Annotated in this window: 25 protein-coding genes and 1 riboswitch; of the genes, 16 read left to right on the top strand and 9 right to left on the bottom strand. The window is 59.8% G+C overall.

Annotation, left to right across the window (positions count from 1 at the left end):
- Positions 1 to 98 precede the first annotated feature (98 nt).
- Entirely contained in the window at positions 99 to 1,184 is a 1,086-nt protein-coding gene (locus tag ACFSKT_RS26150) for an N-acetylmuramoyl-L-alanine amidase (protein ID WP_377719451.1), read from the top strand.
- 68 nt (positions 1,185 to 1,252) lie between these two features.
- Here the strand turns inward: ACFSKT_RS26150 and ACFSKT_RS26145 are convergent, their stop codons facing one another.
- Entirely contained in the window at positions 1,253 to 2,227 is a 975-nt protein-coding gene (locus tag ACFSKT_RS26145) for a hypothetical protein (protein ID WP_377719452.1), read from the bottom strand.
- 127 nt (positions 2,228 to 2,354) lie between these two features.
- Positions 2,355 to 3,140, bottom strand: a complete 786-nt coding sequence (locus ACFSKT_RS26140; protein WP_377719453.1) for an ABC transporter ATP-binding protein — start codon at positions 3,138 to 3,140, stop codon at positions 2,355 to 2,357.
- Positions 3,141 to 3,260: 120 nt separating this feature from the next.
- Positions 3,261 to 3,305, top strand: a riboswitch (PreQ1 riboswitch).
- 7 nt (positions 3,306 to 3,312) lie between these two features.
- Between ACFSKT_RS26140 and queF the strand changes: the two genes are divergently transcribed.
- On the top strand, positions 3,313 to 3,816 hold the full coding sequence (gene queF, locus ACFSKT_RS26135; RefSeq protein WP_377495976.1) for a preQ(1) synthase: 504 nt from the start codon (positions 3,313 to 3,315) through the stop codon (positions 3,814 to 3,816).
- 103 nt (positions 3,817 to 3,919) lie between these two features.
- Here queF and ACFSKT_RS26130 read toward each other — a convergent pair whose 3' ends face one another.
- Positions 3,920 to 4,717: a metallophosphoesterase family protein gene (locus tag ACFSKT_RS26130; protein ID WP_377719454.1), complete on the bottom strand. Its 798-nt coding sequence runs from the start codon at positions 4,715 to 4,717 to the stop codon at positions 3,920 to 3,922.
- Between the two features lie 266 nt (positions 4,718 to 4,983).
- Between ACFSKT_RS26130 and ACFSKT_RS26125 the strand changes: the two genes are divergently transcribed.
- The 4 genes from ACFSKT_RS26125 to ACFSKT_RS26110 all read left to right on the top strand — a co-directional run bounded on the left by ACFSKT_RS26125 (position 4,984) and on the right by ACFSKT_RS26110 (position 8,049).
- On the top strand, positions 4,984 to 6,027 hold the full coding sequence (locus ACFSKT_RS26125; protein ID WP_377719455.1) for a Leu/Phe/Val dehydrogenase: 1,044 nt from the start codon (positions 4,984 to 4,986) through the stop codon (positions 6,025 to 6,027).
- A 202-nt stretch (positions 6,028 to 6,229) separates the two neighbouring features.
- A complete protein-coding gene (locus ACFSKT_RS26120; RefSeq protein ID WP_377719456.1) occupies positions 6,230 to 6,529 on the top strand; it encodes a hypothetical protein in 300 nt (99 codons plus the stop codon).
- 74 nt (positions 6,530 to 6,603) lie between these two features.
- Positions 6,604 to 7,524, top strand: a complete 921-nt coding sequence (gene pyrF, locus ACFSKT_RS26115) for an orotidine-5'-phosphate decarboxylase (protein WP_377719457.1) — start codon at positions 6,604 to 6,606, stop codon at positions 7,522 to 7,524.
- Positions 7,525 to 7,572: 48 nt separating this feature from the next.
- Positions 7,573 to 8,049: a GNAT family N-acetyltransferase gene (locus tag ACFSKT_RS26110; protein WP_377719458.1), complete on the top strand. Its 477-nt coding sequence runs from the start codon at positions 7,573 to 7,575 to the stop codon at positions 8,047 to 8,049.
- An 82-nt stretch (positions 8,050 to 8,131) separates the two neighbouring features.
- Here ACFSKT_RS26110 and ACFSKT_RS26105 read toward each other — a convergent pair whose 3' ends face one another.
- Positions 8,132 to 9,316: a hypothetical protein gene (locus ACFSKT_RS26105; RefSeq protein WP_377719459.1), complete on the bottom strand. Its 1,185-nt coding sequence runs from the start codon at positions 9,314 to 9,316 to the stop codon at positions 8,132 to 8,134.
- 360 nt (positions 9,317 to 9,676) lie between these two features.
- Between ACFSKT_RS26105 and ACFSKT_RS26100 the strand changes: the two genes are divergently transcribed.
- A complete protein-coding gene (locus ACFSKT_RS26100) occupies positions 9,677 to 10,807 on the top strand; it encodes a PQQ-dependent sugar dehydrogenase (protein ID WP_377719460.1) in 1,131 nt (376 codons plus the stop codon).
- Between the two features lie 3 nt (positions 10,808 to 10,810).
- On the opposite strand, the gene ACFSKT_RS26095 is transcribed toward ACFSKT_RS26100, so the two are convergent.
- The 3 genes from ACFSKT_RS26095 to ACFSKT_RS26085 form a co-directional block, all read right to left on the bottom strand.
- Positions 10,811 to 11,299, bottom strand: coding sequence for a GNAT family N-acetyltransferase (locus tag ACFSKT_RS26095; RefSeq protein ID WP_377719461.1), 489 nt, complete (start codon positions 11,297 to 11,299; stop codon positions 10,811 to 10,813).
- 73 nt (positions 11,300 to 11,372) lie between these two features.
- On the bottom strand, positions 11,373 to 13,709 hold the full coding sequence (locus ACFSKT_RS26090; RefSeq protein WP_377719462.1) for a PAS domain S-box protein: 2,337 nt from the start codon (positions 13,707 to 13,709) through the stop codon (positions 11,373 to 11,375).
- A 184-nt stretch (positions 13,710 to 13,893) separates the two neighbouring features.
- Positions 13,894 to 14,358 (bottom strand): SEC-C domain-containing protein, encoded by a 465-nt coding sequence (locus ACFSKT_RS26085; RefSeq protein WP_377719463.1) that lies wholly within the window; start codon positions 14,356 to 14,358, stop codon positions 13,894 to 13,896.
- A 210-nt stretch (positions 14,359 to 14,568) separates the two neighbouring features.
- On the opposite strand from ACFSKT_RS26085, the gene ACFSKT_RS26080 reads away from it, so the two are divergent.
- The 5 genes from ACFSKT_RS26080 to ACFSKT_RS26060 all read left to right on the top strand — a co-directional run bounded on the left by ACFSKT_RS26080 (position 14,569) and on the right by ACFSKT_RS26060 (position 18,215).
- Complete coding sequence (locus tag ACFSKT_RS26080) at positions 14,569 to 14,898, top strand: DUF1904 family protein (RefSeq protein WP_377719464.1); 330 nt, start codon at positions 14,569 to 14,571, stop codon at positions 14,896 to 14,898.
- Between the two features lie 118 nt (positions 14,899 to 15,016).
- Complete coding sequence (locus ACFSKT_RS26075; RefSeq protein ID WP_377719465.1) at positions 15,017 to 15,163, top strand: hypothetical protein; 147 nt, start codon at positions 15,017 to 15,019, stop codon at positions 15,161 to 15,163.
- Positions 15,164 to 15,307: 144 nt separating this feature from the next.
- Complete coding sequence (locus tag ACFSKT_RS26070) at positions 15,308 to 15,529, top strand: hypothetical protein (protein WP_377719466.1); 222 nt, start codon at positions 15,308 to 15,310, stop codon at positions 15,527 to 15,529.
- Positions 15,530 to 15,928: 399 nt separating this feature from the next.
- A complete protein-coding gene (locus ACFSKT_RS26065; protein WP_377719467.1) occupies positions 15,929 to 16,498 on the top strand; it encodes a ribonuclease H-like YkuK family protein in 570 nt (189 codons plus the stop codon).
- A gap of 274 nt (positions 16,499 to 16,772) precedes the next feature.
- Entirely contained in the window at positions 16,773 to 18,215 is a 1,443-nt protein-coding gene (locus ACFSKT_RS26060; RefSeq protein WP_377719468.1) for a nicotinate phosphoribosyltransferase, read from the top strand.
- Positions 18,216 to 18,347: 132 nt separating this feature from the next.
- On the opposite strand, the gene ACFSKT_RS26055 is transcribed toward ACFSKT_RS26060, so the two are convergent.
- Entirely contained in the window at positions 18,348 to 19,112 is a 765-nt protein-coding gene (locus tag ACFSKT_RS26055) for a M15 family metallopeptidase (protein ID WP_377719469.1), read from the bottom strand.
- 505 nt (positions 19,113 to 19,617) lie between these two features.
- Positions 19,618 to 20,826, bottom strand: a complete 1,209-nt coding sequence (locus ACFSKT_RS26050; protein ID WP_377719470.1) for a GGDEF domain-containing protein — start codon at positions 20,824 to 20,826, stop codon at positions 19,618 to 19,620.
- 273 nt (positions 20,827 to 21,099) lie between these two features.
- On the opposite strand from ACFSKT_RS26050, the gene ACFSKT_RS26045 reads away from it, so the two are divergent.
- The 4 genes from ACFSKT_RS26045 to ACFSKT_RS26030 all read left to right on the top strand — a co-directional run bounded on the left by ACFSKT_RS26045 (position 21,100) and on the right by ACFSKT_RS26030 (position 24,444).
- Positions 21,100 to 21,879, top strand: coding sequence for a YheC/YheD family protein (locus ACFSKT_RS26045; protein WP_377719471.1), 780 nt, complete (start codon positions 21,100 to 21,102; stop codon positions 21,877 to 21,879).
- Positions 21,880 to 21,995: 116 nt separating this feature from the next.
- Positions 21,996 to 22,178: a hypothetical protein gene (locus ACFSKT_RS26040; protein WP_377719472.1), complete on the top strand. Its 183-nt coding sequence runs from the start codon at positions 21,996 to 21,998 to the stop codon at positions 22,176 to 22,178.
- A gap of 115 nt (positions 22,179 to 22,293) precedes the next feature.
- The gene (locus ACFSKT_RS26035; RefSeq protein WP_377719473.1) at positions 22,294 to 22,494 is read left to right on the top strand and encodes a hypothetical protein; all 201 of its coding nucleotides are present in this window, start codon (positions 22,294 to 22,296) and stop codon (positions 22,492 to 22,494) included.
- A gap of 492 nt (positions 22,495 to 22,986) precedes the next feature.
- Complete coding sequence (locus ACFSKT_RS26030; protein WP_377719474.1) at positions 22,987 to 24,444, top strand: SWIM zinc finger family protein; 1,458 nt, start codon at positions 22,987 to 22,989, stop codon at positions 24,442 to 24,444.
- Positions 24,445 to 24,471 lie beyond the last annotated feature (27 nt).

Below are 24,471 nucleotides of genomic sequence, written 5' to 3'. Positions count from 1 at the left end.
GCGCATCCCGGGAAAATAGTGCCAAATCCGCTCGAACGGCGCGGTGGATTTTGCTATAATCATAGCATCTAACTCTATTCCTAATAGCGAGGTCCTGAATGAAATCGATAGTTTCAATCCTGATCGTAGTGGTTCTAGTGCTCGGCGCGACGTTCGGCGTGCAGGCCAAGAGCGAGTCGAAGGTGTTCTATCAAGTGTCCACGGATTCCCTGAACGTGCGTAACGATCCGAGCGAGAAGGGGGCGATCGTCGGTTCTCTCCGCAAAGGCGACGTCGTCGAGGTGTCGGACGAGACGCATGGCTGGTTCCAAGTCGCGCTCAACAAGACGAGCGGCTGGGTGGCGGGCTACTATTTGGTGAAAGCCTCAAGCGGCAAGCAAACGACCGTATCGTCCGGGACAAGCAGCGTGAAAGCGGGCGCCCAGACGGTGCAGGCCGATTCGCTTCGGATGCGCAAAGGTCCGGGTACCGGTTATGCGGTCGTGGGCGGGCTGTACAAAGGCGAGGCCGTGACGGTCATCGACCGGGATGGCGACTGGGTGAAAGTGAAAACGCCGGACGGCCAGCAGGGCTGGGTCGCGGCGCAGTACATCGGCGAGGGCGGCGGGAGCCGCTCGAGCTCGGGCGCCGGCTCGTCGTCCGGCCGATTGAACGGCAAGCTGATCGTGCTCGATCCGGGCCACGGCGGCGATGATCCGGGCATGATCGGCAAGGAGTCGGAGGCGCAGGAGAAGGATCTGAATCTGGAGACGGCGTTCATCCTGGCCGATTATCTGCGGGATCTGGGCGCGCGCGTCGTGCTGACCCGCTCGGAGGACGTCAAGCCGTCGCTCCCGGAGCGGGTGAAGATCAGCGAGAACAACGGCGCTGACGCATTCATCAGCATTCACTACAACTCGTCGACGAAGAATACGTCCGGCACGCTCACGTTCTACAACAAGAGCAAGGATAAGGCGCTTGCCCGCGCGATCGAGAGCGAGCTGGCCGAAGGCGCGGGCGGACTGCGGAGCAACGGTATCTCCTTCGGAGACTATCACGTGCTGCGCGAGAATTCCCAAGTGTCGGCGCTCGTGGAGCTGGGCTTCCTCTCCAACGAGAAGGACGAACGGATCGTGCGGACGAAGGATTACAAGCGTAAGGCGGCCAAGGCGATCGCCGACGGGCTGGTGCAATATTTCAACTAATACAGGCAGCACGAAGAGAGGGGGCGCGCAGCTCCCTCTCTTCGTCGTTCCTAACGGTCAGGGCATGCTTAACGGTAGCCGTTGCGCGTATATGCCGTGCTGAAATTGCCGAGGTTGCCGAAATAGGCGGACACGAGCTTCGCCGGATCGGTCGCCATCTCGCCGCGCGCGATGCTGTCGTTGCCGTCGTCCCAGCCCCACGCCGCGTTCGCGGAATTGTCCTTGCCGTTGTCGCCGCGGAACGTGCCCCAGCTGGCGAAGGTGACCGCATCGTAGCGCCGCGACCAGAGGCCGCCGGAGGCGAACGCGTCGACGAGCCGGTACTGGACGGAGCTGTCGCTGCCGCCCGAAGGGACCTCGGCCGTCGCCGCGCTCGGATAGTAGACAATGCCGTCACCGCCCGGGAAGCTGCCGCCGTTCCACGCTTTGAGCCCGTGGCCTTTGGCTTCCTGGAAGCTCGTCGGCCTCGAGAAGCCGCCGTAGTTGGCCATGACGACCGCGCCGTCGATCGTCTCTTGTCCGGCCGTATAAGCGCTGCCCGGAGGCGTATACGAGTAGAAGTCCGAGTGGGCCACGGTGACCATCGCTTCCAGCTTGCCGTAATCGGTGCCGTCCTTGCGGACGGTAAGGAGAAGACCTTCCATGTCGTTCTCGTGCGTATCGAGGCCGAAGTCCGGATAGTCGACCCAATCGCGCGGATGATAGAAGCTGTACGTCAGGAACCAGTGCGTGGACGTCTCCACGACGGAATAGTAGACGGTCCCTTTCAGTTGGCTCAGGCTATCGTCTTGATGCTCCCAATTGTTCAGCGTGTCCCAGTCTCCGTCGTAGTCGACGGCCGTAAGGTAGTCCGCGTCGTAATCCGTGCTGTCCGTGTCCTGGTAGTGGACGGGGGCCCATCGCAGCGCCAGCTGCGCATCCGATACGGCGGCCAGCGCCGACTTGGCGCCTGGCGCGGCCGGAGCCGCGGACAACGCGAACGCCCCGAATACCGCTGCGGCGGCGACCGCCGTCGCTTTGCGGGTCAAGCTCTTCCTCATCATCGATTCCACCTCTCCATTGTACGTCGCCTACAGGTCGTCCCTAGTTGTCCGCCCCGAATATAGCATGGTGCCGGAGGAGCGGCCAGTTAGGTTTTTGTAAAATGAACGTTGGAGAGGGCGCCGGCGATCAACTCGAAGCGGGGCGCACATAGACGCGGCCGTCATGCGTCTCGGCGACGACCGGCGCTTCGAAGAAGCGGGTCAGGCTATCCGTATGCAGCATCTCGGCGGTATCGCCGGCGCCGGCCGCTTCGCCCCGCCGGAGGAGCAGCGTGCGGCCGAAGACGGGCAGAATCTCCTCCGTATGGTGCGTCACGTAGATTAGCGTCGGCGTGTCTGGGCGGCGGGTCAGTTCCTCGATGCTATTCAGCAGCCGCTCGCGGGAGAAGAGATCCAGCCCGTTGGTCGGCTCGTCCAGAATGAGGATGCGGGGATCGGCCATGAGCGCCCGCGCGATGAGCAGCTTCTGTTTCTCGCCTTGTGAGCAGGTGCGGTATTCGCGATCCCACAGATGGAGACAGCCGAGCGTACGCATGAGCGATTCCGCGCGGGCGAGATCGGCCTCCAGCAGTTTCTCGTACAAGCCGATCGTCGCGTATTTGCCGCTAATGACGACGTGCTGAGTTCGATCGCTGGCGTACAGCTTCTCCTGCAGCGACGAGCTGACCCAGCCGATCGAGCGGCGCAGCTCGCGCAGGTCGACCTCGCCGAAGCGGCGGCCGAGCACGGAGACCGAGCCGGATGTCGGCCAGATATAGCCGGTGACGATATTGAGCAGCGTCGTCTTGCCCGAGCCGTTCAAGCCGAGCAGCGCCCAGTGCTCGCCTTGTCGCACCGTCCAGTTGACGCCGCGCAGCAGCTCATTCGCGCCCGCGCGCCAGCTGACGTTCTGAATGTCAATGACGGGTTGCATGTTAGAGAACCTCCGTTTCGCTTCGCCGTCTAGGCGACCAGGGCGCTTCGGCATTCGCGCTGGATAACGCTCCCGATTCCCAAACGGCTTTGATTCATGGTATACTACAGGGCGTTCAAAATTCGAGAGGTTCGAAATCCTCCCTCTATAAAAAACTAAGGAGCCACACAACATGAGCGGAAGAAGCAAAGAAGAACTGCAGGCAGGCGGCATCACCCAATTGGGCAATCAAGGCACGAAATACACGTTCGAGTACGACCCGTCCATTCTCGAGTCGTTCGATAACAAGCACCCGAACCGCGATTATTTCGTTAAGTTCAACTGCCCGGAATTCACGAGTCTCTGCCCGATCACGGGCCAGCCGGACTTCGCGACGATCTACATTTCGTATATCCCGGATATCAAAATGGTCGAGAGCAAATCGCTCAAGCTGTATCTGTTCAGCTTCCGCAACCACGGCGATTTCCACGAGGACTGCATGAACATTATCATGAACGACCTGATCGCGCTCATGGAGCCGCGTTATATTGAAGTGTGGGGCAAATTCACCCCGCGCGGCGGCATCTCCATCGACCCGTACACGAACTGGGGACGCCCCGGCACGAAGTACGAGCAGATGGCGGAGTATCGCCTGATGAATCACGATTTGTATCCGGAGAAAGTGGACAACCGGTAAGAACGGCCAGCCGCCTGCGGCACAACTGGCGAGGTTGACCGTTCAAAAGAAGCTCCTGCCCGCATGGGCAGGAGCTTCTTTATTGTCATCCTGCTTCAATCGCCTAAGGCTCGATCGAGATCGTCCGCACCTCGACGTCCCGGCCTAGCGTGACGATTCGCGCCGATGCTTGGAGCGAAGGGCGCCGCGGCGACGTGACGGCCGTCCCGAGCATGTGCATGCGGGTGCCAACGATCTCGAGCATGCCGGGGATGTGCAGATGACCCGTGAATACGTCGCTTACCCGGCCCGCCAGCGAAGCCTCGAACAGCCAGGGCGTCCGGCTTTGTACGTATTTGTTCAGGTCGCGGACATCGTCCACGGCCGTGATGTGGGCGCGAATCTGCGGCAGATCCAGCGGCACGTGCGTGAAGACGAGATTGCGTCCGCGCCGGCCGATATTCGCTTCGATCCAGTCCTTCGTGCCGTCGGGCACGCCGCTCAAGGCGCTGTCGAGCAGCAGCAGGCCGCAATCCCCGGTATCCACGTACCGGTTATGCAGCTCGATGCCGCGCGCGAGCCAGCCTTTGCGGGCGGTATCGCAGCCTTCCATCGCGGAGATCTTGCGGATGCCGCTCTCCGTCCGGTGGAACAGCTGATAGTCGTGATTGCCGGGCACCGACATCCAGGGGCAGGGCAGTTCGTTCAGGAGCTCGATCGCAAAATCGCGGTTGGCTTCGCTGTACCAGTCCACCATGTCGCCGAGGCAGATGACCAGGTCCGGCGCTTCGTCTCGGATCAGCGCGCGGAGTTTCACGAAGGTCGGCCACGCTTCCGCGAAAAAGCCGCGGCTGGTGCGCACCTCGTGAAGCGGCTCGCGGGACGAAATGGCATGCATATCGGAGAAAACGGCGATTTTCAAAGATGGAGCCCTCCCTTGCGTCACTTCATATTTTCTTATTATAAGTGAAGCAGTTCAATAGTGGAACCGCAAAAGAAGCGGGAGGAGACGTCGGAGTGCTGCCGAGTTAGCGCGCTGAACCGGCAGAACCTGCACATATTGAAGGCGAATGCACATATACTGATATTCCTTATTCGTTTGATCGATGCAGCTTGTTGACGATGAACCCGATCTCCTCGTATACGGTATCGCATTGCCGGCTTGGAAGAGCGAAGGGAGAGATCATCATGCTGGTATTGGAAGAGATGGAGCGCTTGTCGCTGGAGCAGGTCGTATTCTGCCAGGATCGCGCGAGCGGGCTTCGCGCCGTCATCGCCGTCCACAGCACGCGGCTCGGACCCGCCTTGGGCGGCTGCCGGATGAGGCCGTACGCGACCGAGCAGGAAGCGGTCATCGATGCGATGCGGCTAGCTCGGGGCATGACGTACAAGTCGGCTGTCTTCGGGCTCGGCTACGGCGGCGGCAAGGCGGTCATCATCGGCGATCCGGCCAAGGACAAAAGCGCGGAGCTGTTCCGGACGCTGGGCCGCTACATCGGGTATATGAACGGCAGATACATTACCGGCGTCGATCTGGGTACGTCCGTCGCCGATATGAACGAGATCGCCAAGGAGACGATCTACGTCACCGACACGCCCGGTTCGGTCATGGCGACGAACGATTTCACCGCGGATATGACCGCCTATGGCGTCTACATCGGCATTAAGGCGAGCGCGAACGCGGTCTACGGCTCGCATGCGCTGCTGGGCAGAACGGTAGCGGTTCAGGGGCTCGGTAAAGTTGGCCTTCGGTTGTGCCGCTATCTGCACGAGGCGGGCGCGAAGCTGATCGTCGCTGATCCCGACGCGCAGCGGGTGAAGCTTGCCGTCGCGGCTTACGGCGCGGCCGTGTCGGAGCCGGAGCGGATTGCCTTCGCCTCCTGCGATATATTCGCGCCGTGCGCGCTGGGCGGCATCCTGAACGAGGCGACGATTCCGCAGCTGGACTGCCGGATCGTCGCAGGGGCAGCCAACAACCAGCTGGGCGAAGAATGGCACGGCGAGCTGCTGCAGGAGCGGGATATTCTCTATGCGCCGGACTTCGTCATTAATGCGGGCGGGATGCTCATTACGGCGCGGGAAATCCAAGGCGGCTCGGAGGCGGACATGAGGCGCAGCGTCGAGGCGATCGACCGCGTGCTGCGGACGGTGTACCGGTTCGCGCGCCAGACCGGCATCGCGACGAGCGACGCGGCCGGGTATTTGGCGGAGCGGAACTTGGCACGGGCGTAAGGCGTGCGCCGAGCCGGCGCAGGAGCTGCAGATCGCGTTACAAGCCGATTGAAGGTTCACGTTGTTAACGGATCTGTTAACGGCGTGAACCTTTTTGCCGATTAACGGCCGGTTGTTATTGTTTCATGCTCTTAAATAAGGTAACATTTACCTGCTGAAAAGAGAGAGGGATAGATCCTGCGGTTGGAAGGAGGGTGGAAACGTGAACGTGAAGCTGATGGTCGAATCGGCGATCGTCGGGACGCTGCTGTACGTGTTGGGCGGCATCGTAATGGGCATGGTGATGACGGCCTATTTCGTGCCTGACATTCTCGAGGCGTACGAGTCGCCCGACATTCGCGCAGCTTATGAATCGGGGCAGGGATCGTCGCAGGTATCGTTCGGCGGACCGGTGAACCCGTGGCTGGAAGGAATGAAGGCGCTGCTTGTGTGCGCGGCCTATTACGGCATTCGCCTGGGCATTGCGAGATGGCGGCGGGTGAAGCGCCAGAGAAGGGTCTAGCGCGCGGGCGAGAACGGACAAGGCAACGGTTAAACCCGGACAAGCCGTAACGAACACATACACCGAGGTGGAGCATGAGTCATTTTGGAGATCGTCTGATCGAAGAAGGCAGAAGGAAACGAACGGCGCTCGTGGTCGGGCTGGACCCGGATCTGCGCTTTATTCCGGAGGCGATCCGGCAGGGCGCCGATCCGGAGACGGGCGAAGGCGCGGAGGAGGCGATCTTCGCATTCAACCGGGTCGTCATCGACGCGGTGGCGGAGCATGTCGTCGCCGTCAAGCCGCAGCTGGCGTATTACGAAATTTACGGCGCGAGCGGGATCACGGCGCTTGAGCGGACGATTCGTTACGCGCGGAGCAAAGGACTGCTCGTGTTGAACGACGCAAAGCGCGGCGATATCGGGCCGACCTCGGCCGCCTATGCCCGCGCGTTCCTGGGCGACGGCCCGATCGCGGGCGACATGGTGACGGTTAATCCGTTCCTCGGCAGCGACGGCTACATGCCGTTTATCGAAACGGCCGAGGCGGCGGGCAAAGGCGTCTTCGTACTGCTGAAGACGTCGAATCCGTCATCGGGCGAGCTGCAGGATTTGAAGCTGGACGGCGGCGGCATGCTGTACATGAAGCTGGCGGAGGAGCTCGAGCGTCTGGCAGCCCGCTCCATAGGGCTTCATGGCTATTCCTGCGTAGGCGCCGTCGTCGGCGGCACTTATCCGGAGGAGGCCCGCGCGATTCGCACGGCCTTGAAGAGCGCGATCTTCCTCGTGCCGGGTTATGGCGCCCAGGGCGGGTCGGCGGACTCTCTGCGGCCGTTCTTCGACGCCCGCGGCGAGGGCGCCATCGTCTCGTCGTCCAGAGCCATTCTCTATGCCTATCGGAACGTTGGCGAGCATTGGTCTTCGCTCTCCGAGGCGGAGATCAGCCGGGCGATTGGCGAGGAAGCGTCGCGGGCCAAAGATGCGATCAACGCGGTACGCGGTCTCCGATCCCAGTAAGGCAGTGTAGGAAGCGGGACAAGACCGGCACCCAGAGGAGATGACGACATGACGGTCGAATTGCGCGAACTAACGAAAGCGCATGAAACGAGGCTGCGGACGTTCGAACTGCCGCCCGAGCAAGCGAGATTTACCGCCATGCCCGCCGAGCTGCTGGAGCCGGCGCCGGGCAGGTATCCCATCGTCATTACGGCCGGCGAAGAGCCAGTCGGCTTCTTCCTGCTCCATGACAGCGAGCGGGTGAAGGATTATACCGACAATCCCCGGGCGATGCTGCTCACGGCGTTCTCCGTCGACAACGCGAAGCAGGGCCAAGGATATGCCAAGCAAGGCATGGCACTGATCCCCGCGTTCGCGAAGGAACGCTTCCCGGATTGCGACGAAATCGTGCTTGCGGTGAATCACCGCAACATCCCCGCCCAGAAGCTGTACGAGCGGGTCGGGTTCGCCGACACGGGTCGCAGGCGAATCGGCACGCAAGGGGAGCAGTTCGTATACGGTTGGACGCTGGCCGGGCGGGAGTAGAAGTTGAACGCTATAGAAGAAGGCTGCCGTCACCGGCAGCCTTCTTCGTCTTGGGTAATAGCGTCAGCGAGCGAAGGGAGGGTTAAGCCTCGAACATGCTGCTTACCCGGCCCGTTAGGCGGTCGACCTCTAGCCAGTCGACGGTGGCGGTATGGCCTTCTTCGCCATCTTCGACGAGTTCATACAGATGAACGACCACGGTGGCTTCGTCCGAGGAATCGATCTCCTGTATATAGCGGGAGCCGGCCGCTGCGGGCTCGTCGCGCAGCTGCTCCGTACGGGTGACGCTGTGTTCGCCGGTCGCGATGTAGAACGCTTCTTGCTCCGATAGCGGCGCGTTCTCGGGCATCTCGCGGGTCGCGCGGTCCTCCAGCACGTCGCGGTAACGGTCCGCATATCGCTTATGGGTGATCTCGTAAATCATTGCTTCGCTCGCGTCCTGAAGACGCAGCGTCTCCAGCGCCTTCTCCCATGGAATCGGCGCGAATTGTCCCGTGTGAGGACGATAGCGGACGAGCGAAGGCGGATTCGCGGTCCCGCCGCCTTCGCTATCGCGCGCTTCTAGCAGCAGCCACCGTTCATCCGGACCGAGTGGATAAGTATGGATGACCAGCTGCCCTTGACGCATCGTGCCCGACAGCTGAATGCTGTCGTAGAGCGCACGGAGGAAAGGGGATTCGTCGCTCGGGGCGCTTCGCAAATAATAAGTGCCTCTAAGGTCCGCTTCCGGGTCGCCGAAGGCGTTCGCCGGATAGTCGATCGTGATCGAATCGTCGCCGAGCGTAAGGGACAGCTCGCGGTAGGCGTCGTCTTGGAAGGCGACGGTCTGGCCATCGACTATGAACGCCGCGTCCAACTCGACGGTATCCACGCCGGATAGGTGAACGGCCGCATACAGTCGATACCGATTGTCGCCGAGCTGCTCCAGCGTCGCGATGGCTTCCCGCTGCGAGGAACCGCCTGCTTGCGCGTAGGTGCCGCTTTGTATGTAGAGTGGAAGGGGTTCCAGCGGATCTGAGGCGGCTGCTTGCGGAGGCGAATCTCCGGCGTACGCCGCGAGAATCGGGCCGCCCGCGTTGGCCGCGGCGACCGCGGCTTGCGCGGAGCCGGGTCCTGCGCCGATGAACGCGGATAACCGGGGAGAGGCGCCCGCGCCGGGAGGGGCGGCGGCGCGGCCGGGGTCAAGGCTCGCCTTGTACCCCGCCAGAATGAGCAGCGGAATAAGGAGCAGAAACGCGACATTTACCCATGATTCCTGATTTTTCATAGCGGCTTCTCCCTGGATGAGCGGCGGCTATCCGCATCTTCGCTCACGTATAGAATTTGGCGGCTGCCGTAATCGGCGGCCTATACTACAATCTATGCCGGAGAAGGACCGAACATTATCGGATTCATAGATTTCTTCGGGCGTGGACAACCGAGGGACGACAGCCGGGCCTTGGGCGAAGCGGCTGGCTGACGGGCCCGATCATGGCGCCGCCACATCGTGTCGAATCGCGGCCCGACCGGAGACGCGGGCAAGTGGCATCGGATGTACGGTTGGGGTTTGAGGCTGCGCCTGCGGCGGTTAAAACCAGGAGAAACTGCTATACTGGTAGATAATAGAATTTGCCGGGGAGGGATGAAGATGAGGAAGGGCAATGTGGGGAAAGCGGCGCTGCTGGCGGTATTGGCGGGCAGCTTGGCGGCATGCGATGGAAGCGGAAGCGAGCGCGGCGACGGCGGAGCGGCGCAGACGGGAGCTCCGGCGCGAGAAGCGGCGGTGAACGTCGAGAACGGTTCGGATACCGCCGCCTACGAGGTGCTGGCTGAGAAGCTGAATACGCCTTGGGCGATCGCGATGACGCAAGATGCGATCTATATTAGCGAACGGGGAGGCGAGGTCGTCAAAGTTCAGGCGGGCAAGCAGTCGAGACAGCATCTCACGCTAAGCAAACCGGTGAAGGAGGAGGGCGAGGGCGGCTTGCTCGGATTCGCGCTCGCGCCGGATTTCGAGACGTCGAGACAGGCATTCGCCTACCATACGTACGAGGAAAGCGGCGAGCGGCTGAACCGGATCGTGCTGCTGCGCGAGGATGCGGACGGTCAGGGATGGACCGAACAACGGGAGCTGCTCGGCGGCATTCCGGGGGCGGCGAATCATAACGGCGGACGGCTTGCCTTCGGCCCGGACGGGTACCTATACGCCACGACCGGCGACGCGCAGGACGAGGCGTCTGCGCAGAACCGCGCCAGTCTGGCCGGCAAAATCCTGCGGATCAAGCGCGACGGCTCCGTCCCGGCGGACAATCCGTTCCCCGGCTCGCCGGTCTACTCTTACGGGCATCGCAATCCGCAAGGCATCGCGTGGGATCAGACCGGCACGCTGTACAGCTCGGAGCACGGTCCTTCCGGCTCGCCGGGCGGCCATGACGAGCTGAACCGCATCACGGCCGGCGGCAACTACGGGTGGCCGGACATCATCGGGGACGAGAAGAAGGAAGGGATGATCGCGCCAATCTACCATACCGGCGAGGACACGCTTGCGCCTTCGGGTATGGCGGCGGACGCCAGCGGTCAACTGCTCGTGACCGGTCTGCGGGGGCAATCGCTTGTCCGCTTCGCTTCCGATGGCACGAGGAAGGAGACGCTTGTCCGATCCGAGGGACGATTGCGGGATGTGGCGGTGAAGGACGGGATCGTCTATGTCGTTACGAACAATACCGACGGCCGCGGCGATCCGGGCAATAACGACGACCGGCTGCTGCGGTTGAAATAAGGTCTAGAGCATGACGTACATCATGATGTCGTCGACGTACTGCCCGTCCACAACGAATTCGTCGACCAACCGTCCCTGCTCGATGAAGCCGCAGCTCTTATAGAACGCGATTGCTTTCGGGTTGGTGGCCATGACGCGCAGCGACAGCTTGCGCTTGCCTTGGGCGGCGCAGTGCGTCTTCGCCGCTTCGATGAGCGCCTGGCCGATGCCCATTCGGTGGTAGTCGGGGTGGACGGCAATGTCGAGCTGCACGACGTGCGCGTTGCTCGGCAGCGGCGTCGGAGCGCGGAAGCCGACGTAGCCGCAGACGACGTCTGCGATGACGGCGACCAGTTGGCTGCCGGGCGGATTCTGCGCGGCAAACTCGGCCGCCGTCTTGCCGGCGAGCGGTACCGGCGCGTTGGCCGGCGTCCAGACGCCGCTGTTGTCGATGGCGACGAGCGAAGCGGCGTCCGCCGCTTGGGATAAGCGAACTTGAATGGTTGATTTCACAGGTGCAATCCTCCGAGTACATAATTTACAGGCAGCGGCATCGGCCGCTGCCTGTTTGACGTGCAAGATTGAGTTATCGCCGCTGGCCGTCTGCCGGAAACAGAACCTTCGCATCCGCGGGCGAGCCGTTCTCGGCCCGCTCGGCGTCCGCAGGTTCCGGCGCGGAGAGCGTGCCGAACGGCAGCGTAAAATAAAAGGTGGAGCCGGTCCCCTCCGCGCTATCGACGCCGATGATGCCGCCCATCAATTCAACCAGCTTGCGGCAGATCGACAGGCCAAGCCCGGTGCCGCCGTATTTGCGGTTCAGCGACGGGTGGAGCTGGGAGAACGACTGGAACAATTGTCCCTGCAGCCGGACGGGAATGCCGATGCCGGTGTCCTTCACGCAGAACGCGAGCGTAAGCGCGTGCGGGTCGGGATTGGCGAGCCGCTCGATGGTGACCGAGATTTCGCCGCTGTCCGTGAATTTGACCGCGTTGCCGACCAGATTGATCAGAATTTGCCGCAGTCTGGCGCCGTCCCCCATGAAGACCGGAGGGATCGACTCGTTCAGCACCGACGCGAGCGCCAGCTGCTTCTCCTGCGCGGCTGGCGTGAACAGCGTCAGCACGCCTTCCACGAGATGCGCGATATCGATGGGTTCGTGCATGATGGACATTTTGCCCGCTTCCAGCTTGCTGTAATCGAGCACTTCGTTCAGAATGTACAGCAGCGAGTCGCTGCTCTTGCGGATAATGTCCAAATAGGCGCGCTGCTCGTCGTCTAGTTCGGTATCGGTCAGCAGATCCATGATGCCGACGATGCCGTTCATCGGCGTCCGCAGCTCGTGGCTGATGATGGCCAGAAACTCCGATTTGGCCCGGTCGGCCTGCTCGGCCATTTCTTTGGCGCGCAAAACTTCCTTCTGGCTCGTTTTGTCGTGATAGTTCACGACTGCGCCGATCTGCATGCCGTTATCGTATAGCGGCGTCACCCGATATTCGGCCAGAAAGCTCGATCCGTCCTTACGCCAGAAGACGCCTTCCTTCCATACCGGATCTTCCCCGAGCAGAATCGCCGCATGGATCGGTGTCTGCCCAATGGCATAATGACTGCCGTCCGGCGCGGTCTGCTGAATTTGATTCAAGCACTTCGTACCCTCGAGGTCGGCGATCGAATAGCCGAGCTTGCGCGCGCCAGCCGGGTTAATGAACGTGCACCGTCCTTCCATATCCAAGCCGCAGATGCCCTCCGACACCGTATTCAGAATGAGCGCATGCTCATGGCTAAGCTGCTCGATCTGCGTAATATAGCGTTCGCGCTGCGTAATATCTTGAATCATGCCGATGATGCGAGCGGGATTGCCGTTCACGTCGAGTTCCGGCTCCCATTGGGCGTGAAGCACGCGGAGATCGCCCTCCCGCAAGCAGATCCGGTAGGTGAGATCGCTGCCGTGCTGCCCGGTTCGCATGCGCTCGACCGCCGAGAGCACCCTTGGCAGGTCATCCGGATGAACGCATTGAAGCATGGAATCCAGCGAGTAGGCGACGTCGGGCAGCTGACCATCGAAGATCCGACGCAATTGCTCGGAGTAGGTCAGACGGCCGCTCAACAAATCCCAGTCCCAGCATCCGATATGCGCGATTTCTTGGGCACGGTTCAGCGTATCCTCGTATTGCTTGCGTTTGGTAATATCGCGGGTGATCGTGAGCACCTTGGACGGCTCGCCCGTCTCACGGTGGCGGATAATGCGCGAGACGATCTCCAGCCAAATATAGTGTCCGTCGTTATGCTTGGCGCGGCGAATGAACGTATCCCGGTCCGAATACAGCTTGGAGCGGTCCTTGCGCATCTCTTCGGCATCGTCGGGATGGTAGAATTCGATCCGGTTGCGGCCGACGACGGAGCTCGGATCATAGCCGAGCACCGGCAGCATCGAAGGAGTGCAATACAGAAGCGTACCGTCGGGTTCGCTGAACGAGATGACGTCCTGCGTATATTCCGTAATGAGCGAGAGCATCTCCAGCTCCTTGCGCAGCCTCCGTTCTTCCGAGCGGATAGCGGTCAGGTCGATCAGCTGCAGCATAAGGAAAGCCGGCGCCGGATGGCCGTCTCCGATGCGATAGAGGTGGGCGCGGACCGGGACGAGTTCCCCGTTCTTCAGCGCGATCTGCAGCTCCCGCTCGATGCGGCCGTCTTGCGAAGCGAGGACCGCCTGCGCGAAGGCGCCGTGATCGGGCAACTCCGTGCCCGATGGTACGGCCAGGTCCGTCCACGCGAGGCCGCGAAGCTCGGCTTGCGTCTCGTGGCCGGCCAATTGGCAGAAGGCCGGATTGGCATAAGCGATTTCGCCATGCTCCGCGGTCAGCGCGGCCGTGGCGATCGGCGAATAATGGACGATGGAACGAAAGTCGATGTCCAATGAGCTCATTGGTTGCAGCCCCTTTCTACCTCTGGCTGTCCAGGTTAAGAGTGATATCTTGTTTTTACCATTGTAGCAGGGCGGGCAAACGGGGCCTATATAAAAAAACGGAAGGACCTGGCGGATAACGCCAAAAACCGCCTGTTCGACGGAGCGAACGGGCGGTTTCATTGAGAGGGAGCGAACAGTTGACTTACGCGAGCCCCGCGCCAAAGGAGAGCGAAAGCGCGAAATCGAATACTTCCTGGTAGCGCTTGGACATTGTAGACGAAGAAACCTCGTACTTCGATGCCAGCTCGGCCATCGTGCCGCCGTTGAAGAAAAACTCGATCGCCGCGCAATACACGCCGGATTTGCGGTAGACCGGCTGCGTCTCGGCGGAGAAACGATTCCACAGAATAACGGCAAAATAAACCGTATCCGGTTCATAGCGGCCTTGCATATTGGCCACAAGCTCGTTCGAGAGTTCACGATATGCTTCGCTGCTCCACGTCAATCCCTCGATCAGCTCGTGAATGTCGATTGTCGTCGGGTCGATGACAGGCGCCGCGCTAGACGTTCCCGATCCGGCCGCTTGCTCATCCTTCCCCAAATGACAACGTTTGTACTTGAGCCCGCTGCCGCAATGACAGAGCTCGTTTCTTCCCCATTTCGTCACAACCATCGTCTCCTAAACTTTCATGTTGTACCTCTATTATAGAAAGAAATCGATCGAATGACAAAAGAATAGTTGAAATTCGCGCATATTTTGCCCCTTTTTCGTGAAAATTGTCATTCATTTGAAAATAATCCGGGAAGATGGCGCCCTGGACAGCCGAGAAAGGTCAAGGTAAGATGGGGGCAAGTTCGATTGGAAGGAGCTGCAAGTATGCCTCAATTAACGTTCAGGGGAATCGCGCGGGACGCGCTGGCGGCCGCGGCCGGCCCGCTCGTCGCTGAGCTGGCGGAGATTTGCGAATGCGGCACGGACAATTTTACGGTGGATTTGCTGGAGACGGCGCCGATCTTTGGCGGCGAGGGCGGGGTAAGCTATCCGTTCGTGGAAGCCGCCTGGTTCGAGCGGGGCGACGACGTCCGGAATCGGTTCGCCGAAGCGGTTTCGCGGCATTTGCGCAGCGTCGGGGTGCCAGACCTCGAGCTGGCGTTCAAGGTGTACCGCGAGGAGATGTATTACATTAACGGGCAGCCGTGCGGGTAAGAGGCGGCGCAGGTTCCTTGAATTTTTTGAAAAGGGACCCATAAAGTGGTTGACGCTTCGGAAGAGGCCGTGATAAGATAGCCACTAATTTAGAGCGCGAGGGCGAAAGGAGGCACGGATGATGAAGAACTTGGCGAAGCTGCAGCAGTACGAACGCACGTTCATGACCACGCGAGAAGGGCTGGCGGATTCCGTGCACCCTTTCGCGATCGATCGTCATGGCGGCTTCCCCGGAACCGTACGGACAAGGCGCGCCTGCCGATGAGCAGGCCTGTCCTTGCATTCCCGTACGCATCTGGCTAGGAGGCTGCAGGCTGGCGGCTGTTCTTTCGTCCAAGGACGTAAGGCGGCGCCCGTCCCGCGGTCTTTTTTTATTCCCATTCTAACGAGAAAAGGAGGCGTTCCCGCCATGAGAACGATCATTACGTTTCATGTTCAGCTGCAGCAAGCATTCAACCGCATGGAGAAGGAACCGCGTCTGCCGGCTGTTCGGCCGGCCGTTCGCTCGTACCCGCAAGGGCGCCTCGCGCGCGCCGCGCGTCTGCACGTCAGGCGCCGCCAGCATGCGCGTCGACGTGAGCAATGGCCATTCGAGCTGCCGGGATCGCGGCGTTTCACCCTACCTGACTGAAGCGGGGGACAAGGGGAACGAGCGGGCCGACAGCTTTTTTATTTCGCAGCAAGCCTAAACCAAGGAGGTAAGCAAGTTGAAAGGGAACACGAAACACCACGGGGCACAAATACGCGCTGAAGGAGTTTCACCGGAACGAACCGATGCTCGTCAGACGCAAAAGCGCGACGTGCGCGCTTCCGCCTGGCCATTTCCTGAATACAATAGCATATAAGATAACCGGTCATCCCGCATTGCTGGCGGACGTCGTGGCCCTGGTGCAGGGAAAAAGGCATAGAACCTTTCGCCTGCCGAATAAACCTGCTTTAGCTGGATTTTGCGCTCGCTTCGCGCTCTTCACTGCCGCCGTCCGAACCCGGATTACCGATTGTCTTCCCTAGAAGAAAAGGAGTGATTCGAATGAGCAAGCAGGCTTCAAAATGGGGCGATCTGCGCTTCCAAAACGTAAGCGAGAGCGGCATGACGCTCGAGGACGTCATGAACCGGATGCTTCGCTTTATCGGCCAAGACCCCAGGTGCGCGTATCATTTCGTCATCGGCACCGACTCCCAAGTATTCCGCGGCTACACGAAATTCGTCACCGGCATCGTGCTCCATCGGCCGGGCAAAGGCGCCTGGGCGTGTTACCGGGTCGTCGTCCTTCCCCGCGAGGTGTTGAGCCTTCGGGAGAAGCTCTCCTATGAAACATCGCTCTCGCAGGAGCTTGCCGCTTATTTCGCGGATGATCTGCTGCACATGATGGAAGCCCCGTTGCTCCCTTATGTATACCAAGGCGCGTCGCTGGAGTCTTTTATCGATATCGACGCCGGCACCGAGCCGGTCGTGAACAAGACGTCGCTCTACGTCCAAGAGATGGTGGAGCGGGTCGAAGCGTCGGGCGTCTTCCTCGCCCGGGTCAAGCCCGAGTCGTACGCCGCCTCGGCGTATGCGAACCGCTATACGAAACGTCCGGTTAAGAAGGTGATGTAGACCATGAGAGCAGGATGGATAAGGCCGTGCGCCGCGCATGCAAGTTGTGCGGTGCACGGTTTTTTGGCGTTAAATCCGATCAGAATTGGAGATGGGATGCGCGCTTGGAAGGCGTACGGCAGGGCGGGGACGGGTAGAAGGGGGTATGCGATCGCTGCCGGATCCGGTATAGTAGGCGCATGATGCGCGGCGATGATTAGGAAGATGCCTTATTGGCAAACTACGTAAAACAGGATCCAGCCGACAGCGGCGGCGCGCGGACAGGAGTGACGACATGAACTACTCGAATCTGAGCCTACATACGGACAAGTACCAGATCAATATGATGTACGCCCACTGGATGCAGGGCTCGCTGAACAAGAAGTCGGTATTCGAAGCCTATTTCCGCAAACTGCCGTTCGGCAACGGCTACGCGGTGTTCGCCGGGCTGGAGCGAGTCGTTTCGTATATTCAGCATCTGGCGTTCGACGACGAGACGATCGACTATCTGCGGCAGCAGGAGGAAGGCTATCAGGAGGGGTTTCTGGAGGAACTGAGGCGCTTCCGGTTCACGGGCTGCATTCGCGCGGTGCCGGAAGGGACGCTTGTCTTCCCGAACGTGCCGATTATCCGGGTGGAAGCCCGTATTTTCGAGGCGCAGCTCATCGAGACGGCGATCCTTAATTTCATGAACTACCAGACGCTCATAGCTACCAAGGCGTCGCGGATCAAGCAGGTCGCCCCGCACGACACGCTGCTGGAGTTCGGCACCAGACGCGCGCAGGAAGCGGACGCGGCGGTATGGGGCGCGCGAGCCGCTTACATCGCGGGCTTCCATGCGACATCGAATTTGCGGGCGGGCATGCTGTTCGGCATTCCGACCAAAGGGACGCATGCCCACGCTTGGATTCAAGCGCACGACACGGAGGAGGAGGCGTTCGCGAAGTTCGCGGAGGCGCTGCCGGATCAAGTCTCGCTGCTGGTCGATACGTACGATACGCTGAAGAGCGGCGTGCCGAACGCGATTAAGACAGCCAAGCTGCTGGAGGCGAAGGGCAAGCGGCTGCAATCGATCCGGCTCGACAGCGGGGATCTGGCGCTCATCTCGAAGGAAGCGCGCGCGATGCTCGATCAGGCGGGCTTCCCCCACGTGAAAATCATCGCGTCGAACGATCTGGACGAGAATCTGATCATGAACTTGAAGGCGCAGGGCGCGCGGATCGACGTGTGGGGCGTCGGGACGCAGCTCATCACGGCGGCGGACCAGCCTTCGCTCGGCGGCGTCTACAAGCTCGTCGCCAAGGAGAAGGACGGCGATTACGAGCCGGTCATCAAGATTTCGGGCAATCCCGAGAAAGTCTCCAATCCCGGTGTCAAGGAGACGTACCGGCTGTTGAACCGGCAGAGCGGCCGGGCCGAGGCGGACTACATCGCGCTGGGCAGCGAGCAGGAACCCCGCGAGGGCGCGCCGCTGCTGCTGTTCGATCCGGCGACCCCGTACCGCAGCAAAACGCTTCATGACTACGAGAGCGTGCGGCTGCTCCGGGATATCTACGTGAACGGAGAGCTGGTGTATGTCCTGCCCGACGTGGAGACGATTCGTGCGTATCATGAATCCCAACTGACGTTGTTCCGGCCCGAAATTCGGCGCATGCTTAATCCGGAGGAGTATCGGGTAACCTTAAGCCGTAAGGCGTGGGATTTGAAAATGGAACTCATTCACGAGTATCACCCATAACGCCTCGCAAAAAAAAACGCACCGGCTCGTTCCCGAGCGGTGCGTTCTTTCGCGGTGCGGTTGTACGCGCATGCCGCGAGTTGGAGCGTCTGTGATTGGTCGACTCCCCGCGCGTCGCGTTCCATGCGAATTTCAATTATATTGGGCCAAATATTGCTCCAACGTCAGATGCTTATTCGTGATTTCTTTGGCGATGTAGACGCCGACGTAGCGGACATGCCAGGGCTCGTACGAGTAGCCGGTCAGCTTCTCCATGCCTTTGCCGTATCGGATGATGAAGCCGTAATCGGCGGCATGCTTCGCCAGCCACTTGCCTTCCTTCGTATCGCCGAAGCTCGCTTCGAGCGCATAGCCGGCCGATGCGCTCGATATATCCATGGCAAGACCCGTCTGATGCTCGCTTTGCCCCGGGAGGGCGCTCGTCTTGTTGGCGACGGCTGCGCCCTTGATCGCCTTGTTGCGGTCGAAGATCGCCTTCTGCGTCGCATAAGAGCGATAGCCCGAGACGGCGGTCAACTTGATGCCATCCTTTTTGGCGGCGGCGAATAGCTTCTCCAAGGCGCCCGCGGCGATGCTGCGCATTTGTTTCTTCGGGCTGCTGCCTGCGAACGAGAACGGCACGTTCGGCTTGACCAGATCGGCCGGTACGTAAGTGGACGGCAAATTGCGTTGCTTATTCACGAGCACGACCGTGCTCTGCATATTCGTGACGAATGTTTTGCCAGCCGCGTTCTTGGTGATGGTGCGGACGGCCGCGTTGTCGTACAGGAACGTGGAGGCGGCCGCGGCGTGGGCGGTCGCGTCGACGACGCCGGTCATCGTGCAGCCCGCTAGCAGTCCGGCGCCGAGCAGCAGAGCGGCTAAACGATTGGTGCGTTTGCGCGTAGTGGTTGTCATGGCTCTCATCTCCTTCTAGTCTATTACCCGATGTAGGCGAGAATGTTGTCGATTCTATCTACGGCTTATTGCGGGCTTGTAAACAATCGAAAGCTTGCAAGTGCGGTCTGCAAGTTTCATAGCGTAATAGAAGACGGATGGCCGGGGCGAAAAGTTGCCGCCAATCGGCTGGATTTCGCTGGGCCTGGCTATTTCACAGCAGCCATTTGCAAAGGGCTTCACAAACGCAAGATTTATGGGGAATTGGCGAAAGGCGTTTTAACGCCTGTTGAAATCCGCCGGAACGCAAAAAAAGATCGCCAACCACCTGTCCAAGCAGGCAGGTTGAGGCGATCTCGTTGTTTGGATTGAAGCAGATGTTATTGCAATGTTCGGCATTGAAAAAAGCTTGAAAGGAAGACTTTATCCGACCCCCTTGCATAAAAAAATGGCGTGCTACAGGGTCTTATCCCTGCGACGCCATTTGCTATTTTTCGGTTCACAGCGGCTTTCTTCAGGTTGATAATCATTTTAATGTGCCAAAAGGGACTTCCTCGGGATCTGCGGACTGTCCAATAAGGAGCGGGTCAGCATGGGGGGGACCGTTGACCGCTACTTGGTCTCTTCCGCTGCTTTTGGCCTTATAGAGTGCGATATCTGCTCGCTCGACTATTGCACTTGGCACTAAATCGGCTGTCGGAATTATCGTTGCTAAACCAATGCTGAGGGTAAGCCTGCCTTTGTCCGAGGGTTCATGCGCGATATTCAAGGACCGAATACGTTCTAGGATTCGTTCACTAACCTTTATGGCCCCGGCTTTATCCGTGTCGGGCATAATAACCGCGAATTCTTCTCCTCCGTAACGGGCTACGATATCGCTCGTGCGATAGATACATCCTTGAATCGCGGCCGCCACATGCTTCAAACACTCGTCTCCGGCAAGATGACCGTAGTAGTCGTTATATTTCTTGAAATAATCCACATCGATCAAGAGCACGGAAAGCGGGTCATTATTCGTGCGCAACAAACTCCAATGCTCCTCTAATTTCTCGTTGAAATAGCGCCTATTAAACAAACCGGTCAATCCGTCCGAATGCGCAAGCACCTGCAATTGTTGGTTTAATTCATGCAGTCGATGCTCGGCATGGACCTTCTCCTTCGTTAACCTGCCGATGTAGTGAAAGGTAATCATCCCCGCAAACGATTCGATAATAAAGAAAAGAACGATTCTCAAGATCTCCATGGACCGAATAGAGCCGTATAGCATGTGGTTATATTTCTCGATCAAGATGATGGTCGCGGTAAACAGTACAATGCTGATCGTGTTGCTGACGATTAATTTTTTTAATAACGACCAGACTTGCTTCGAAACGATCAACCCGACCATTCCGGTCAAGACAACGGTAACCAAGAATAAGGCGGTGACCCAAACATGATCTGTATTTATTGCCGTCGTAATCAAGCTAATACCGAACGAATAGATGGCCGATTTGTTGCCAAAGTAAAAGATCGGTATAAGAATGGTTAGATAACGAATGGTGAGCGGATATACATCATAGTAGGGGATAGGGAAGCTGTAAAGAATCGCGCCCACGATGCCGAATAGAACGCCAATCCCTTCTTCCCTATAACGATTCCAGAGCGAATGTCTTCGATTTTGACTCCAGATGATCCGGCTCGTGAAGAAGAAGAACGTTGTGATGACGGAGAAGTCTATGATAAGCAATTCGAGCAAGATGGCATCTCCTCATACATGACATTTTCACGGGATGTACACACCTAATGACGCCAAGATAGAGAACAAGCCATCCATAATGGCGAAGTGGCGATCTCTATAGGAAGGACTGGGGAAAGGCTGAACTTACAGTCAAATGGCTGTTATTAACATCGCCTATGCACGAACTCCTTATGCGCTCGGCATTCCGCGCGAAAACACGGCGTTTGAACCCGAGCCAATGACACAAGAGCCGCGGCATACTTGGACATAAGGTATTGCGAGGTGATATCCATGACGCGCAAAACCTATAACAGCGCCACGCTGAGAGGGAAGCTTCGCGTATGCAGGTATTTGTCGGCGGATGATGAACTGCGGGAGCTGGTCCCTCGAACCGTGCGGTTTACGCGCAAAGGCATGCTGAACATGTCCGAGCGCTGCACGGCCCTCTATATCAAGCCGGATGTCGGGTCGCTAGGCATGGGGATTTTCAAAGTTACGCGATCAGAGGGCGGATGCGAGTTGCTCGCAACCGTCCGGCGCAAGCAGAGCCGCAAAACGTTCGATACGATCGAAAAGGCGTACGGGCATATGAAGGCGAAGGCGAAAGGTCCCATGATCATACAGGCCGCGGTCGAGCTGGACGCCGTCGATGGAAGTCCCTATGACCTGCGGGTCATGGTGCAGCGCAAGCCAGGCGGCAAGTGGACCGTCACGGGCAAATTCGCCAAGATCGGGGTGAAGGGCAAAATCGTCACGAATTACGCGCAGGGCGGACGCGTGGTGACCTTGTCGGAGCTGTGGCACCGCAAAGGCTTGAGCGAGCACGAGGGCGAGCGGCGCGGCGAGCTGCTGGAGCGCAAGGCGCTTGGCATCGCCCGCCTCCTCAGCGGCAAACGCGCCGGCATGCGGGAGATGGGCGTCGACTTCGCATTCGATCGGAGCGGACGGCTCTGGGTGCTGGAGGTCAACTCGAACCATCCGCAGTATTATCCGCTGCGGCATATCGACCGGCGCGCGTACCAGCGCATGAAGCGGTTCGCCGCCAGTTACGGGCGTTTCTCGAGCCGATAGTCAAAGCCGCGCGGTTGGCCGAGCGATCCGCATGCTTGCTCGCTTGCAGGGGCAGCTCGCGCTGCGCTACAATGAACCGTGGCGAGAAGTCGACTGGACGGACGGAGGAACGGTTCATGAGGGAAGAAGGGGGAACGCTGCCGGAAGCGGCGGACGCGAGGACGCTTGCGGAGGAGAACCGGCGGCTGCGCGAAGAGCTCGCGCGTCTGCAGGCGGAGAACGCCAAGCTGCGCGGCGTCATCCGGGCGAAGGCGCAGGAGACGATGTCTACCCGCTTGAAGGACGCGCTTCGGGAATAAAGCGGCCGGTCGGCGGCAGAGACTGGCAGACGAACCGTGCTTGCCCAATTCCGAGGTGGAAAGCGGCGCGAAAAAACGCTACAATAAGACCAGAACACGCAGATGAGGTGATCTCATGTCAGAAGAACAATCGGTCCAATCGGAAGAGAAGAAGAAGATTTCGCTGGCCGAAGCCGTGAAGCAGAAGCTTGCGCAGAAGAAACAAGAGCAAGCCGAAGGCGGCAAACAAAAACACGGCCATGGCGGCAACCAAGCGGTCATGAAGAGCCAGAACCACAAGAAAGTCAACAACCAGCGCAAAAAGATGGGCGTATAAGCAATGCGAACCGGGGGCGGGAAGCCTCCGGTTTTTTTATTGCTTAGAGATTATGCAAAGAACTTATTCTTATGGATCACGTAGAGCGTGTCCGCGGCAGCGGACGATAGCGAGAGTCAGCACGGAGTAGCAAGTCACGGTATTTCCGGGTGACTTGAAAAGATGCCCTCCAAACGCATGAAGCTTTGTCCATTAGGACAAGAGCGTGCCAGCTCGAAGCAACCCGCCAACCGCGAACAAACGTCCAAGCACGAAAAAGGGAGTCCTGAAGTTTTCTAGTGGAAAACTCACTTCGGAAGCATAAGCTGGGCAGAGCCCTATGGTTCCCCTCAGCGGAGGGGGAAGGGGGAGGAAGAAAGCGGGATTCGAAGGGCGCAGCCCTTTGTTCTTTTTTTAGGACTTGTACGGCCGGACGACGCATAGGAGTAAGAGGAAAAATGAACCCAGCCGTGGAAATAGTAGGGTATCCCGGCATAGATGGAGATGACACGCATGATGACGGTTACGGAGGCATTCGTCGATTCAATCGCCTTGAACGCGGCGGCGGCCAAGAACGGCCGAGACCTGGTCAAGAAAAATAGCTTCGCGGAATTGAACCGATCGGAAGACGGGACGCTGCTGTTCGGCGCCTGTAAGGGCAGCGGGAAAGAACCGTACCGCTGTTCGGCGGACTTCGTGAAGCCGGAGAGTCCGGTATACCGGTGCTCCTGCCCGAGCCGGCAGTTCCCGTGCAAGCACGTGCTCGGCCTGCTGTACGCATTCGCGCAAGGCCGCGCTTTCGAGGCCGCCGCGGTTCCGGACGAGATCGCGGACAAGCGCGAGAAGGCGGAGAAACGCGAGGAGAAGCGGGAAGAGAAGCGTCAGGCGGAAGCGGAAGGCGCCGCGGACGGCGCAGCCCCGCGCAAGAAGACGAACAAGGCGGCGCTCGCCAAGAAGCTCGCCGCGCAGCTGGAGGGCGTGGAGCTCGCCAGTAAGGTGGTGCTGCAGATCGCGCAGGGCGGCATCGCTTCGGTCGACGCCGCCATGGCGCGTCTGTTGGAGCAGCAGATCAAGCAGCTCGGCAGCTATTACGTGCCTGGCCTTGCGGCTTCGGCCGAATCGCTCGTGCGGCTGCTGCGGCGGACGGATGGACGAGACGCGATCTATACGGAGGCGATTCACCAGCTGACGGCGCTGCACGCGCTGCTCAAGCGGAGCGCCGACTATCTGAACGCGCGGCTGGCCGATCCCGAGCGAGGACCGGATGCCGCGACCGTCCTGGAGGAGCGCATCGGCCACGCCTGGCAGCTGGCCGAGCTTCGCGAGCATGGCCGAGCTTCGGCAGACGCGGAGCTGGCGCAGCTGGCTTTCTATTCCTACGCCGACGAGGCGCGCGGGGAATATGTGGACGAAGGGTATTGGGTGTCGCTGCAGGATGGCGTGGTCGTAAGAACGTTGACGTACCGGCCTTTCCGCGCGGCGAAACATATCAAGGAAGAGGACAGCTTCTTTCAAGTGGCGGCGGCCAAGGAGCTGTTCACGTATCCGGGCGGGCTGAACCCGCGTGTCCGCTGGGAGGCGTCGACGATGCGCGAGCTATCGGCCGGCGATCGCGGCCGCATCGCTTCGTATGCGCTGCCCGCGGTGAACGAGGCGCTGAAAATCGTCAAGAACGAGCTGAAGAATCCGCTCGCCGTCAAGCGGCCGGCGCTGCTGCTCCGAGCAAGTCGGCTGACGGCCGCCTATGAGGGCGGCTATGCGCTGGAGGACGGACGGGGAGGGCGGCTGGCGCTGGACGACTTGGGCGGCGGGCTGCCGCCGACCACCCCGCTGCTCGAGCTGCTTGGCCCTGTTCAATTGTCGGACGTCGCGGTGCTCGTCCTGTTCGGCCACGACCTGGATACGGGCCGGCTGACGGCGCAGCCGCTGTCGATCGTGACGGAGCAAGAAATTGTACGGCTTGCTTATTAGCATTTCACGGAAAGGAAGCATGTCCCG

Source organism: Paenibacillus xanthanilyticus (assembly GCF_042682185.1).
In the GTDB taxonomy this organism is placed as follows: domain Bacteria; phylum Bacillota; class Bacilli; order Paenibacillales; family Paenibacillaceae; genus Paenibacillus_Z; species Paenibacillus_Z xanthanilyticus.
Note: the sequence above shows the minus strand (reverse complement) of the source record. Positions and strands in the feature narration are given on the sequence as shown.